Source organism: Paenibacillus sp. 7516, from assembly GCF_002272715.1.
In the GTDB taxonomy this organism is placed as follows: Bacteria; Bacillota; Bacilli; order Paenibacillales; family Paenibacillaceae; genus Paenibacillus; species Paenibacillus illinoisensis_A.
The window spans coordinates 21,901-36,497 of the sequence record NZ_NPBI01000029.1 but is presented as its reverse complement, the minus strand read 5'-3'; the positions used below and the strand labels follow the sequence as shown (position 1 = coordinate 36,497).

Genomic DNA, 14,597 nt, shown 5'->3' with positions numbered 1-14,597 from the left:
GTATAATAAATTCTATCCTATCGGCTTTGTTCTACGCCTGCTCTTTCGAGTCATCCTTCGTGTTCTGTGGTTCGGACTCTGCTTCAGGTTCCGCACGCTTCGCTTTGGGTTTCGCCAGCTTCTCCATCATTTTCCGGCCTGTTGGCGTCTGGGCCAACCCGCCCTGCGCTGTCTCGCGGTGCCTGCTCGGCATCGCACTTCCCACTTCCAGCATGACGTCAATGACTTCGTCCGATGGAATGGCACTTCTTACCCCGGCCAGCGCCATATCGGCCGCAGCCAGTGCCGTTACCGCACCGAGTCCGTTGCGGACGATGCATGGAATTTCAACAAGCCCTGCAACCGGATCGCAGATGAGGCCCAGTGTATTTTTTAACGCGAGACCTACGGCATGAACAACCTGCTCCGGCGTCCCTCCGCGCAGCTCCACCATTGCACCGGCAGCCATGCCGATCGCCGAACCGACTTCTGCCTGACAGCCACCCTCTGCACCTGAAATAAACGAGTTATTGGCAATAACATATCCGATTGCACCTGCACAGAATAAGCCGTTCACCAGATGCTCATCACTCCATCCGAATCGCTCCTGGGAGCTGATGAATACACCAGGGATAATCCCGCATGAACCAGCCGTCGGTGTAGCCACAATCCGGCCCATCGATGCGTTGACTTCAGATACACACAGGGCATAAGCCATTGCCAGTGCGGAAGCGTCACCCGAGCAGGTTTCGCCCTGGCGAATATATTGGGCCATCTTTTTGCCGTCTCCGCCAGTCAAGCCACTGCGCGAAGTGGTGTCCTCCGTCAGTCCTTTCTGTACAGCCTCTTTCATCACCTGATAATATTCCGACATCTGCCGCACAACGTCTGCTTCCGGCGTATTCGTCTCCTGAACCTGCTCCTCGATCATTAGCCGCGCAATGGTTTTGGATTCAGCCGTACAGATCGTATTCAGCTCATGCAAGTGCTTAAACCGCATCCGAATCAACCCCTCTCTTCAAATCAATGACGCGAATATCCAGCACATGATCCAGTGAACGCAAGCGTTCCAACATCTCGGCACTTGGTGCTCCGTCCATTTCCATCGCTGTTAGCGCTTCGCCATCCCGGGCTTTCCGGTCTACCTGCATATACCCGATGTTAACCCCTGAGGAGCTGATCGTAGACGTCACGGAAGCAAGCACCCCTGCCTTGTCCGCATGACGCAGAACGAGTGTGGGGAATTCCCCGCTGATCTGTACCCGGAAATCATTAAGCGCATGCACCGACACACTGCCGCCGCCAATCGAAGCACCAACGAGTGAACATTGACGCTCACCATGCCACAACTCAATTTTGACCGTATTCGGATGCGGAGCAGGCAGTCCACTTGTATAGAACTCAACCTTCATACCCGCTTGTTCGGCATACGCCTCGGCGTCTGGTATACGTGGATCATCCGTGACATAGTCAAGCAAACCACCAATTAACGCCAGATCCGTACCGTGACCTTGATACGTATCGGCAAATGAGCCGTACAGTGTCAGCCTGGCACGTTCAGGCGTACACCCCAGCCACTGCCTTGCAATTCTCCCCAGTCTCGCTGCCCCAGCTGTATGTGAACTTGAAGGGCCCGTCATCGACGGACCAATAATTGAAAAAACATCTTTAAATCGCATCCTGCACCCCTCCATATCGTCATATCCATCCAGACATGCACCATAATGTTCCTTAATTACTGAATGATGACATCAAAAAAGGACAGTAGAAGGCCTTAGGCCCTCTCTCTGTCCTCGTTACCTGAGAGTTTCATGATCAGAGGCCGCCCCAAGGGGTACCCTACTCATCATATACCCCTTGGGTGGCGCATTCGCGCACTCTCCAGAGTTGCGTCCAACGATGGTACTTTTACCTGAGAGATTAACCACCTGCGCCGGGTGCGCAGCGGCTTGCTCCTTCGGTGCCTGGCAGCCTACTGAAACCAATGGCCTGCCCAGGTCTCTCCCGCTCGTTCTCATCCGCTGTATCGTATATATTCGCTTGAACACATATCAAACGTTGTCCTTATGAGATTGATCATTCATATAACAGATTAATATGCAACACACGTAATGTCAACAAAAGTAACGCATCATTATCATCTTGGTAAAATTCCTCTAATATTATATGCAGCTTTCCACAGAATCGTTCAGTTTTCAATAGGCTATAGACTAGCTGTGGAGAGATTTTGATTTTGATGATGAGCTGTGATCCTTATAATATGACTGTCTTGAAGGAAGCCAGCTCGTAAGCCATAACAGGAGGGAACCCAGCATCAGAACTGCCGAAACGACCGTATATACGGTTCGAAGAGAGATCATTTCGGCAACTACACCCATGACCAAAATCGAAATGACCTGCAATGCACTCAGCATGAGTCCAAGTACGCTGCTCATTCGCCCCATCAAGTCTACCGGTATATTATTCTGATAAAAGGTGACCAGTCCCGTGTTTGCCGGCGCCGAACACAACCCAAGCAGAATAAAGGCGAATGCGGCAAGCTCGAACGAAAACGAACGAGCGAACAGGAAATAGCCAAGCGCAACTAAGAGCACGCCCCCGCCCATCATGTGACGTATGGACAAGTGTTTGGCGAACAACCACACCAGCAGAGAACCCGCCATGTATCCAGCTCCAGTAACACTCATCAACGCACCATACTGTGACTCAGACAGGTTCATGACTTGACGGATAAACACCACTTCCTGTGCATCCAGCGACATACCAATAACAAGAATAATCTGGAATAAGGCATAGATACCTACCACATATCCTGCTTGGCGACTGAATTGCATTACGGCCCGCCAATCCTGGGCGATCAGGCGAGGGGTCAGCCTTGTCCTACCGCCGCTCTGCTCTCCAGTGCCCAGCCTTGGCAGAAACATCAGGACGAGCACCGACACAACAAAGGAAGCTGCATTGGCATAGATCGCCGCTACAGGAGACAGATAGATTAACATGACTCCGGCTATGGCCGGACCGGTAATAAAAGCACCTGAGCTGATCATCGCCTGCAGGGAATTGAATCGCTTGCGCCGCTCTGCAGGAACCAGACGGGTGATGTACACCTGCGAAGAAGGTACGAATATGGATGACGACATGCTGACAAGAAACATGATGCCGTACATCATCCATAGACTGGGCATCAGCGGAAGCAATGCCACGAGCACAGCTCTCACCACATCCGCCCCAATCATCAGCTGCCGCTGGTCGTAGCGGTCAATCAGACTGCCTGACCAGAACTTGGTGCATACCGAGGCAATCGGCGAGATAATCCACAAGCCTGCGACTGCCGCCGGGGACTGTGTCATGTTAAGCACCATCAAATTAATGGCCACAATGTAGATAAAATCCCCCAGATTGGATATGCCTACTCCGCCCAGCAGCAAGCCGGCATGTTTCCATCCACCTGACTCGGCGCCCTTCCCTTTCCCCTGATCACGATCATTACTCATCCATTATATCCCTCCCGGATTCATTCCTTAAATCATTCAATGCACTGATTTAAAACCCAATAATTGTATTATCTCCTATTTGATCCTTTTTCGCAGTAAAAAAATGGACAATGCCTGCGTCGATCATCATGTTGTGCAAGACTTCCCGTACAAAAAAGACTGCCCTTAATCTGGCAGTCTCAAGTCGTTTTAATCTAAGATGCTTTCTATATCATTTTTGGGCCAAATCCGAAGCCTGCCGAAACCATTCTTTTACGGCATTAGCCTGGCCATATTCCAGGAATATGGCTTTGAAGCCGCTCCGATTTACCATCAGCCTCGCCCGAACGGATAACAAGGACTTGCTTCGCTGTCTTCGGGTAGCAACTGTATCTACTGTGACCACATGAGGCCGGCGCATCAGCGCTGTTCTGCGGGAGATGGCCCGGTGGCGAATGGTTAGCAGCTTGCCCTGAATACTCAGCCCTTCATCCTTGAAGCACCCGTATCCCCAAACGGCACATAAGGGAATAAGGAGAAATAGAAATGCACCCATCGGGCCCAGAAACACCGTCCCCGCTGTTCCCAGCAGGGCTGCACCAAGCAGTTTCCAGCGCAAGAATAACCAGCGAGCTCGGTCCGGGGGTCTGTTAGCGGGTGGCTGCATGACGAATTGCGGTACAATTCGGGCAAGCAGCTCATTGACATCGCGGAGCGGCAGCAGCGGATGAAGCATCATTTTTTTCTCCATCTCTGAAGTCAAAACAAAAATCTCCACCTCGGCATAACCAAACGGCTGTCGCAGCAGTCCCTCCCTGATCTCCACCGCCTGGACCTTCCCTGGTGAGAACACATGCTTCTTTCGGTCGAGCAATCCGGAAACAATCGTAATATTACCGCCTTCCTGCTCGACCGTGAATCCGGCATACTTTATCGTGAACAGGACAGCAGACAAGATCCAGGCCAGCAAAAACATGACAGGAACTAGTCCGAGCCACCAGATCGCTGGCAGCTGTCCAGCCCGCTCAACCAAGCTGCTGTAGAAATGCGCAGGGAGCAGGTCATCTGCGAAGGAATAAACCCCAGTTCCGAATACGACGACGAGCGGCAGATTCATCGTGGTCAGCGCTCCGGCAAACAGTCTTCCGGCTGACAGCCGAAGCAAAACCTCCCGTTCTGGCTGCATAAGCGGAGCGGATGCCTGGATGTGCTTCTCCTTTTGCTCAGGAGATTCCCCCTCTTCATCTGAGTTAAGATCTTCAGCATGTTCAGCTGAGAGAGGTGCTTCCGCTTTCTTCACAGCCTCATTCCGCTTCTGATATAACCATTGCTCTATCCGCTCGGCCTCCGCAACTGCGAGAGCGGGCAATACACCATCGGCCTCTTTGCTGCCGCCCGGCGTCTCAATCTTGAGCTGTGCCAGCCGGAGCAAGCGCTGAATCAAAGGCTGCTGTGTCTGGATGGAGTGAATACGGCTGAAATAGATCGATTTCTCCTCCCGGACAAAGATGCCCTGACGCAGCATAATCCGATCATCCTGAAGCGTGTAGCTGAATTTACGCCATTTAAACCACCCATACAGAATAAACGGAAGCGTAAATAGAACAATGGCAGCAGCATAACCATACCAGGGAAATTTGCTCCAGTTCACGCCTTTGATGATGAGTAGAACGAGGATGGGAATGATGGACTTCATTACGCTAAAAAAGGGAAATAACATGTACAGCTTATGTAGATGCTTTGGTTCATTCATCGGGATCTTCCACCTTCGCCAGATGTCCGATACTGCGCTTCAATTGCTCTGCTTCCTCTCTTTCCAGTCCTGCGATATGGAGTGTGGCTGCGGCAGTAACGATGCTGACCTTGGCAAGTCCATACTTTCGCAGCAGCGGACCGCTCTCCAGTTCCACCTGCTGTACACGCGTCATCGGCACAATCGTATCCGTATGCCATAACCAGCCGGAATGGATCTCCACTTCATCCTCAGCCACCCGAAAACTAAAGTGTCGGTGCCGCAAGCCGGGCAGAATCCATGTGTACCAGACCAGTGAAATAATAAAAAGCCCTAAGCCGATCCAGCCCGGCCACAGCACCCAGTCTCTAACCCATGCGATCATCAGATATCCAGCGGCCAAAAGAGTCAACAGCCCATTGACCATAAGGGCCGTCAGGGCTGTAGCTTGTTTCGCTTTGGGGTGGAGACGTCGCAGTTCTCCGTTGTTAACCTCTGTGTAATCCATTGCGTGACTCACACTCTCCTACCATTCAAAATTAAGGCTGATTAGGAAGCTTCAGATCCTTCGCCCAATCCTGAAGCTTCTCCTTCGTCCATTCCTCGTTCTCACCCATGATGGAGTAACGCAGCCCATTTTCAGTCCATGATATGTTTCGTATGCTCTTCATATACGAACCCTCGGTATCCCGAACCTCTACCTTGGACTCATCAGGCAGCAGTGTATCATCCACATTTTCATCCGGTGCCTTGAATACGGACAGACTCACTTCAACCTTGTCGTTGTTGACGTAATACAAAGTCACTTCATCCCTGCCAAACTCTCCGCTTGATGAAAACATCTCCACCCGAGACAGCTCAAGTTCACCGCTCATATCCTGTAAAAAGGGTTGGCCCAACGCTTGTTCGGCTTCTTCCAGACTCACTTCCGAACTCTGGCTCAGATCGTTCAGATCTTTCACTTCCACTTCTTCGGGAATGTCGATTACGAACGTATCCTCCGAAAATTCGGGATCATATTGAATCGGATCATAGACCATTTCTGACTTTTCATCACCATATGTGCTGATGACTTTAACAATCATCCACGTTTTGGGGTCAACCCAATATTCGGAGGAGATGGATAAGGTGCCATTCTCTTTCGGCATCAGCTTGATGTGAATGACTTCCTGTCCGTGAAGCTCTTCCTGTCCCATCATATCCACATCATGGGAATCCCGCAACCGTTCCAGCTGATCCACCAGCATCTGCTTTTGAGTCTGTTCTGGCTGTTGTCCCGTGGCAGCTACGTTCATCGAATAGGCCGTACCGGTCTCTTTTTCGTAAATGGTGATATCTGTTCCGTTATTGACCGCGTAGCTGACATGGCCATTCTCCTCTGTTTCGGTGCGCTTACGCCCGGTCTCTCCGTCAACCCATTCCTTAATGTGCATGGTGTGACTCAATTTATCATCCGACCACACTTTCATTACACCTTCGGCATAGTAGGAAGCGGGCTTCGTTTCTGCAGTGACGACCTTCTCGATCATCTCATCACCAGACAGGCCAACCAGATCCTTCTCAGCGCAGCCTCCGAGCAGTGACCCCGCAAGTAGCGCTGTACCGAGCATCATCCAACCTTTTTTCATCATTATCGTTCATCCTCTCTCATTTCGTTTAAGGGCATTACAACTCGGGCAATCGACATGCAGCCAGCGTGCCATATCCTTCAGCCGACCACATGCGCATCTCACCTCCATGCTTGATCGCAATCCGTTTGGCTATGCTTAATCCGAGACCCGAACTGCCCGCATACGCCTTCTCTTCCTGATTCTGATGTTGAACATAGGGTTCGAAAATACGATCCAGCTGTTCTTCGGGAATAGCAGTCCCTTCATTTTGCACCAGAATTAATGTTGCCCCCGTTCTGTACTCATTCAGCTCCTGCGCCAGTGTTGGAATAACCCATTCGGGCAGCGGCTGATCTGAAGCAATCACACCCAGACCCATCAAACCGTTCTGGCTTGTATGACGCAGTGCATTGTTGATCAAATTATCTGTCAGACGCATCAGTTGTTCGGGATGAAGCCGGTACAGGCAGTCCGTGCGGACAGCCGTTCTCACCTCAATCTGTCCACGCTCGGCAAGTCCCCCGTAACTTCCAAGCAGCATATCGAAGAACTCTTCTCCTTCCACCTCCACCATGGCCATCTCCAATTCACTGGAACCCAGCGCCGTATACATTTCAAGTTCACCAATCATGTGTTTCATCCGTTCCACATTACCAAACAGCACATCCCGGTAGTCCCGTCTCTCTGACGGCTCCAGCGGAGCATCCACACTGAGTGCCTCCGCATAGGCACTGATGGACATTAATGGCGTCTTCAGATCATGAGACAGCGAAGCGACCATGAGCTCTTTCTCTTTTTGCTCCTTCTCCACCTCTGCCTGAGTCTGCCTGACTTTCTCCTGCATCGCATCAAATTGCTCCAGCAGCATGCCCATTTCATCCCGACGTGCCGGCACGCTATCTACGGGGACCTCACCCCGCGCAAACGCATGCATTCGGCCCATCAGATGTCTCATCGGACGGAAGAGCTTTCTGGATAGCAGCCAGAGCACGGTGCCATATAACAGGATGAAAAAAATACCAGCGAACCCAACAACCCAGGCTGTCCGAACCGAGATGCCCTCCAGCCATTCTCCGCGAAGCATGGTAATCTCGTAAATGCCAATCAGTTCACCCTTTTCCCATACCGGCTTTTTCAGCGTAAACGTGCGATGACGAATCTGCATGTCGTACAGATCACGATATAATTCCGAACCCCTTACCGTATAAGCTCCGGCAGCCCAGGTATCTCCGCCGGATGTATACACCCGGATCCCTGAAGGCAGATAGAGGTCAACGTTCACTTGATCACTAACAAGTCCGGAGAGCGAAGCATAGGCATCCGAAGATTGCAGACGGTACAGGCCCGGATCGGACAACCTCTTTTCAATGGGAGCCAGCCGCCCGGTTAATTCTACATATTCCGCTACGGAGCGCTGGTCATTATAGTAGTTGTACAGGGAGAAGAGTGCCCAACCTGCAGCGACAGGAAGCAGCATCACAATGAGAAAAGCAACCATCAACCAGTACTTCAGCTTCATTCTGCTATATCTCCTATAAATCGGTATCCGCTGCCCCACACGGTCTGAATCCAGCGTGGTTGATGTGGTTCGTCGCCCAGCTTGGCCCGCAGGCTTTTGACATGGACGGTAACCGTACCTGAGCTTCCTACTGCCGGCTGGTTCCACACATGTTCATACAGCTCCGCTTTGGTGAATGCACGGCCCGGATGAGAGGCGAGCAGCGTGAGCAAAGCCCACTCCTTGCCCGTCAGTACGACATCTTCCCCGTGAATTTGCACCTGTTGATTCAATGGGTTGATCGCCAATCCGTCGTTGTACGCTTGATGGGTCGCTTCCGGTTTGATGCCCTGATATCGGCGATATCTGCTCAGATGGGATTCAATGCGGGCTGTAAGCTCCGCCAGGCTGAACGGCTTGGTAATATAATCGTCAGCGCCCAGACCAAGCCCTCTAACCTTGCTCTCCTCTTCGATGCGTGCACTCATCATGAGCAGCGGAACGTCGCTGATCAGCCGGATATTTTTACATACCGTGAACCCGTCCATCTCCGGCAGCATCAGATCGAGCAGGACCAGCTGATAGGTCCCCTCCCTGAAATCTTCCCAGCTCTCCAGGCCGCTTGAAGCCCAGGTCACCCCATATCCCTCACGCCGAAGATGGTCCATCAAAATACGGGCAATTTCCGGATCATCCTCCACCAGCAGTATGTTCACGTTGTCTCTCATCGCTGCTTCATCCTCCCATGACTGTATTTTAACGAAATACACCTTTCTCTCCTCAGAGTTTATACTTTCTTCATAAATGGTTCTTGAAGCAAAAAGCTAAGAGTATACAAAAAGAGCCCCCTGAGTTCAGGACGCCCCAATTATATTGGCTGAAGCATGTGGTCATAATGTTGTGATGCCGTAATGCCTTCATTACTGTATTAGATAATGATCTTATAATTCATAGAAGATACTGCGGTTCTCGACGTAGGGTCTGCAGTATTTGCTGCAGAGCTTCGGCATCCGATCCTTCATCCATTCATGTCTGGACTCGTTGGCCATCTGGAAGGCAAAATAACCGAACGTAAATATCAACATGAATCCTTCCATCAACCTGATCTCTTGTTTGGTGAGCGAAGCTGTTTGTTTGATATACCCCGACAGGAAGATATCCCGTTCTTCCCTGTTGAAGATCAAGGCCGCACCTGCAACATCGAAAAGATAATAGCCATAACCATATAAGCAAAAGTCGATCATGGAGATTCCCTGTTCCGTCACCAGCAGATTCCCCCGGGTAATGTCACCATGAATGACTCCCCATGTCTCTGGGCCAATAGGATATGCTTCCAGCTGGTTGTTGATATTCGCAAATGTCTCACGTATCAAAGCAAAGTCCTCAGGTGTAAATATGCCCAATCTGACGCCTTCCTCAAGCTGCCCAAGCATGTTCAGATTTTCCTTCATACTTCCATATGATGGACGAACTTCAGTCTGGCCTGACCAGCCATCCTTCGCTTCTGGTCCGGTGCTGGTTGTATCAGGTTTATCCTGTACGCGACCATACTGGTGAAGTGTCTGCATCTGCATCCCTAGGTCATGAATCTGCTCTGTTGTCAGCTGCTCCCCTTGCTGAATGTCCCTGCCCTCAATCCATTCAAGCATAGTGCAGCAGATTTCCTCCCCGCTTTCTAAGAAGCAGACAGTAACCCAATCTCCCGACAGATTACGAACAGGGCTCTGCACGCGTAATCCGGTAGATAATTTTAATTCATGAAGAAGACTCATCTCCGCTTCCAGCGCCGGAAGTGTATGTTGAATACCGGTCATGCTTGCATAAGCAGCTTTATGTATACGCAGCAGATACTTCTGCCCACTTGCTTCGTCCATAATACGATATGTCAGGTTCTCATTGTGACGGATAAAGGAGGCCGAGGGCTTTCTTAAGGGGTAGCGTGTTATCGCATCCTTTACCAAGTTGTCCAGGAATCGTTCGCGGTCCGTTGTTATCATCAACATCTCCTTCAGAATTCTAGATATTTCAACTCGTCATCTCTACCTTCAGAAACATGGATCTCTGTACTACTCATCTTGTAACTCTGGTTATCGTAGCATGATTGTTTTTGTTATGGCAAACTCTACCAATATTAAAATATAAAAAGCATAACCCCAAACGTTGTCGTTTGGGTGCTATGCTTTCTTCTCTGTTTATTGCTTTATATTATACTCCATCCAATGTCATGCACTTTCCTTAACCGAAACGTCCCATAATGTACTCTTGTGTCAAACGGTTATCGGGGTTGGTGAAGATATGTTCTGTATCCCCGTGCTCAATCATGCTTCCCAGATAAAAATACGCTGTATAATCCGAGATGCGTGCTGCTTGCTGCATATTATGGGTTACGATTACGATTCGGAGATCCTTCTTAAGCTCGGAAATGAGTTCCTCTACTTTACCCGTCGATACCGGGTCCAGCGCGGATGCCGGCTCATCGAGCAGCAAAATCTGAGGATCAACAGACAGTGCACGGGCAATACACAGACGCTGTTGTTGTCCACCAGAGAGAGACAGGGCCGACTCATTCAGTCGATCCTTCACTTCATCCCACAGCGCGGCGCGGCGCAAGCTTTTCTCCACGATTTCATCCAGTGCCTTCTTGCCTTTGATACCGCGGTAGCGGGGGCCAAACGCGATATTGTTGTAGATGGACTTATGAAATGGGTTAGGCTTCTGCCACACCATGCCGATTTTCTGGCGCAATTTGATCACGTCGGTGCCTGGCTCGTTCAGGTCTTTACCATCCATCCAGATGTGTCCCTCTGTACGGGAACCGGAAATCTCATCGTTCATGCGGTTGAGGGACCGCAAAAACGTGGATTTACCGCAACCGGAAGGTCCGATCAGCGCTGTAACGCTGGCTTCAGGAAACGCGAGGCTGATCTGCTTAACTGCCTGGAAATGCCCATAATATATGCTTAACTGTTCCGTACCAAAAGGTATGGCCATGTTGGTTCCTCCTTATTTCGAAGCTGTCATGCGGCGGTATACAACCCGGCCGATCCAGCGCGCACTCAGATTGAACGCCAGTACAAGGATAACAAGCACCGCAGATGCTCCGGCTGCCACTTCCTTGGAATCTGGTCCAATGCCTTCACTGTTGACTTTCCAGATATGAACGGCAAGTGTCTCTGCCGGACGGAATGGGTTAAGCGGCGATCTTGGGCTTGTCGGATTCCAATCCGTGAAGTCCAGTGGCGGACTGCTCATTCCTGCCGTAAACATCAGGGCTGCCGCTTCACCGAAGATCCGGCCGGAAGCCAGGATTGTACCTGTAATCAAGCTTGGCAGTGCCACAGGCAGCAGAATCGACGTGATGATCTTCCATTTGGACAGACCCAGTGCCAGGCCCGCTTCCTTCTGTTCCTTCGGAACGGCCCGGAAAGCCTGCTCCGTTGTTCGTACCATGAGCGGCAAGTTGAATATCGCGAGCGCCATGGCACCCGAGATCAGGGAGAAGCCGAGGCCGAACGTATTCACAATCAACAAGAGTCCAAACAAACCAATAACGATCGATGGGAAGGAGGACAATACCTCAACAACCAATCGGATAAAACTTGTAATCTTGCCTGGCTTCGCATACTCCGCCATATAGATTCCTCCACCCCAACCGAGCGGAATGGTGATAATGAGCGTTAAGATCAACAGGAAGATGGAGTTAAAGAGCTGCGGTCCAATCCCGCCGCCCCCTTTGAGCAGCTGCGGTGCACTCGTCAGGAAGTGCCAGTTGATTTGCCCTACTCCCCGGAACAGGATGAATCCCAGCAAACCGAGCAGCAATACCACGATGAACAAGGCCAAAACAACTATGACGGATGTAGCAATTTTATCGACCGTTTTCGCCTTCATTTTCATACCCGGTTTCTCCTTTCGAGCAAACGAACCAGAATGACGAATACAAACGTCATTACGAGCAGGACAAGCGCCATACTCCAGAGTGCATTATTATGAACCGAACCCATTGTGGTGTTACCCATACTCAGGGTGATTACACTTGTTAATGTAGAAGCTGATTCAAGCAAGGATGTCGGTACATGCGGTGCATTACCGATAACCATCTGTACAGCGAGTGCTTCACCGAAGGCACGAGCCATACCCAGAACGATCCCTGTCAGCAAGGCTGGCAGAACCGTTGGAATAATAACGCGGTAGATCGTCTGCCAGCGCGTAGCGCCCAGAGCATAGGACGATTCACGCAAACCTTTGGGCAGAGCAGACAGAGCATCGGCCATAATGCTTGTTACGGTAGGCAGAATCATTACGGATAGAACCAGACATCCGGCTGCAATCCCGATGCCGGCTCCGCCGAAGATGCTGCGCAATAAAGGCACGATGACACTCAGACCGATAAAACCGTAAACGACAGACGGAATACCGGACAACAATTCAATGGCAGGCTGCAGTATCTTTTTCCCTTTACCCGGCACGATCTCCGTCATAAAGAGTGCCGCACACAAACTGAGCGGGCTTGCAATCAAAGCGGCCAGCAGGGTGGTTGTGAAGGAACCAGTGATGAACGGTAATGCTCCATAGGCTGCTGGTTCTGATGATGGACTCCACGTTTTGCCGAACAGGAATTCACTCAGGCTCACACCATCCTTAAAAAAGGTGGAGAGACCCTTGGACGCCACAAAATAAACGATGGAAAACATGACAACGATCAACAATACGACACAAATCGACGTATAGATCCGTCCTGTCCATTCTTCCCAGAAATGTTTCTCTCTCAAGGGCCGGCGTGACTTGATCTTGCTGTTCATTACCGTTCCCCCTTCGGTCTGTTCCATAACAACCATCCTTCTATAATAGAGTAATGTAAAATATGGGATTATTTCAGTTCAAACCGCGTAAAGAGGCAGGACCTTAGTCCGCCTCTCTCGCTGTATGCGCAAGTTCAAAGATTATTGAGTCAAGTTACCCGCTGCATCGCGTTTTACTTTCATGCCGGATACCGGAATGTAACCCAGTTCCGTTACATCATTTTGTTGAATTTCGTCGCTCAGCATGTAGTCGAGGAATGCTTTTGTAGCTGCATCCGGCTCACCTTTCGTGTACATGTGCTGGTAAGCCCACACTGGATATGTTCCAGCTTCTACGTTCTCAACTGTTGCTTCAACGCCTTCGTATTTCAATACTTGCAGGCTGTCATCGAGGTAAGACAGTGCCAGGTAACCAATTGCGCCTGGAGTCTCGGATACAAGCTTCTTCACTGTACCTGAGGAATCTTCTTGAATGGAACCTTGGATATCTTCTACTTTCGTTCCCAGAGCGAATTTCTCGAATGTTGCACGAGTACCGGAGCTGCTTGGACGGTTAACGATAACGATTGCTTGGTCTGCACCACCAACATCTTTCCAGTTTGTAATTTTACCGGAGAAGATATCGATCAATTGTTGTTTCGTCAAGTCTTCCACACCTGCATCTTTGTTGCTTACTGGTGCGATCGCTACTACTGCTACTTGATGATCAACCAGTTCTTTTGCTTTTGCTTCATCTTCCAGCTTCTCTTCTGCAAATACGTCGGAGTTACCGATTGTAGCTTGTCCGTCGGATACTTGAGTCAAACCCGTACCACTACCGCCACCTTGCACTTGCACTGTTACATTTTTATATTCATCAACTGCCATAAATTTTTGTCCAGCTTGCTCTACCAGAGGTTGCAGTGCTGTTGAACCAACAGCCAGGATGTTTCCGCTAAGCTCAGCAGCTGTTTCGCCTGATCCTGAACCATTGCTTGTAGCGCCCTCTGTACCAGCGTCATTTTTGGATCCGCATGCTGCGAGTACCAGTACGAACGTTAAGGTCATCAAAATAAACGGCAACTTTTTAAACATGTTTTGTTTTCCTCCCCCAATGTAGTGATGGCGTTTTGTGAATTTGTTTGTTCACCATCAACTCTTTTATCATTGTAGTTTCGGTATGTCATCTCAAAATCAATGTTTTGTAAACGCAATGTTAAAATTATGGGCAGTGTTTTGAAATATATGGAAGTTAATTCAACTATCGAGCGACCGTTACGGTCCCGGATCGTTCTTCCGATCGCTGTATTTGTCCCACCTCACGTAAATCACATGGTGCCACTACGCTGACAGAACAATCTTCCGATCGCTGTTATCCCCGGATTTCATTCATTTTTTCCCATTTGGTAAAAATCCGGTGCTAAAGGCGAGCGCTTCGCTTCTTCAGATTATTTCTGTCCTCTCCGTTCCAATGTAATGTTAAAAAACTTCAAACAGCAGGCGAATGCTTCGCTTCTTCAGAAT

General features: G+C 50.0%; 13 protein-coding genes and 2 riboswitches. All 13 genes read right to left on the bottom strand.

Annotation, left to right across the window (positions count from 1 at the left end; all coding sequences use genetic code 11):
• Window positions 1-31 precede the first annotated feature (31 nt).
• Complete coding sequence (sdaAA, locus tag CHI14_RS23270) at window positions 32-979, bottom strand: L-serine ammonia-lyase, iron-sulfur-dependent, subunit alpha (protein ID WP_095291729.1); 948 nt, start codon at window positions 977-979, stop codon at window positions 32-34.
• Entirely contained in the window at window positions 969-1,658 is a 690-nt protein-coding gene (sdaAB, locus tag CHI14_RS23265; protein WP_095291727.1) for an L-serine ammonia-lyase, iron-sulfur-dependent subunit beta, read from the bottom strand. Before sdaAB ends, sdaAA begins: the two co-directional genes overlap by 11 nt.
• Before the next feature lie 106 nt (window positions 1,659-1,764).
• A riboswitch (glycine riboswitch) is annotated at window positions 1,765-1,866 on the bottom strand.
• 4 nt (window positions 1,867-1,870) lie between these two features.
• A riboswitch (glycine riboswitch) is annotated at window positions 1,871-1,996 on the bottom strand.
• Window positions 1,997-2,189: 193 nt separating this feature from the next.
• Window positions 2,190-3,473, bottom strand: coding sequence for an MFS transporter (locus tag CHI14_RS23260; RefSeq protein WP_095291725.1), 1,284 nt, complete (start codon window positions 3,471-3,473; stop codon window positions 2,190-2,192).
• A gap of 211 nt (window positions 3,474-3,684) precedes the next feature.
• Window positions 3,685-5,205, bottom strand: coding sequence for a PH domain-containing protein (locus tag CHI14_RS23255; protein ID WP_095291723.1), 1,521 nt, complete (start codon window positions 5,203-5,205; stop codon window positions 3,685-3,687).
• The gene (locus CHI14_RS23250; protein ID WP_095291721.1) at window positions 5,198-5,692 is read right to left on the bottom strand and encodes a PH domain-containing protein; all 495 of its coding nucleotides are present in this window, start codon (window positions 5,690-5,692) and stop codon (window positions 5,198-5,200) included. Before CHI14_RS23250 ends, CHI14_RS23255 begins: the two co-directional genes overlap by 8 nt.
• Window positions 5,693-5,723: 31 nt before the next feature.
• Window positions 5,724-6,815, bottom strand: a complete 1,092-nt coding sequence (locus tag CHI14_RS23245; RefSeq protein ID WP_095291719.1) for a LolA family protein — start codon at window positions 6,813-6,815, stop codon at window positions 5,724-5,726.
• A 34-nt stretch (window positions 6,816-6,849) separates the two neighbouring features.
• Window positions 6,850-8,313, bottom strand: a complete 1,464-nt coding sequence (locus tag CHI14_RS23240) for a sensor histidine kinase (protein WP_095291718.1) — start codon at window positions 8,311-8,313, stop codon at window positions 6,850-6,852.
• On the bottom strand, window positions 8,310-9,020 hold the full coding sequence (locus CHI14_RS23235; RefSeq protein ID WP_095291812.1) for a response regulator transcription factor: 711 nt from the start codon (window positions 9,018-9,020) through the stop codon (window positions 8,310-8,312). The genes CHI14_RS23240 and CHI14_RS23235 overlap by 4 nt, the downstream gene beginning before the upstream one ends.
• 213 nt (window positions 9,021-9,233) lie before the next feature.
• Window positions 9,234-10,289, bottom strand: a complete 1,056-nt coding sequence (locus CHI14_RS23230; protein ID WP_170948246.1) for a phosphotransferase enzyme family protein — start codon at window positions 10,287-10,289, stop codon at window positions 9,234-9,236.
• A 238-nt stretch (window positions 10,290-10,527) separates the two neighbouring features.
• The gene (pstB, locus tag CHI14_RS23225; protein ID WP_095291715.1) at window positions 10,528-11,283 is read right to left on the bottom strand and encodes a phosphate ABC transporter ATP-binding protein PstB; all 756 of its coding nucleotides are present in this window, start codon (window positions 11,281-11,283) and stop codon (window positions 10,528-10,530) included.
• Window positions 11,284-11,295: 12 nt separating this feature from the next.
• Complete coding sequence (gene pstA / locus CHI14_RS23220) at window positions 11,296-12,183, bottom strand: phosphate ABC transporter permease PstA (RefSeq protein WP_095291810.1); 888 nt, start codon at window positions 12,181-12,183, stop codon at window positions 11,296-11,298.
• 2 nt (window positions 12,184-12,185) lie between these two features.
• Complete coding sequence (gene pstC, locus CHI14_RS23215) at window positions 12,186-13,121, bottom strand: phosphate ABC transporter permease subunit PstC (RefSeq protein ID WP_236146679.1); 936 nt, start codon at window positions 13,119-13,121, stop codon at window positions 12,186-12,188.
• Window positions 13,122-13,235: 114 nt separating this feature from the next.
• Window positions 13,236-14,168, bottom strand: coding sequence for a phosphate ABC transporter substrate-binding protein PstS family protein (locus tag CHI14_RS23210; protein WP_095291713.1), 933 nt, complete (start codon window positions 14,166-14,168; stop codon window positions 13,236-13,238).
• Window positions 14,169-14,597: the final 429 nt, after the last annotated feature.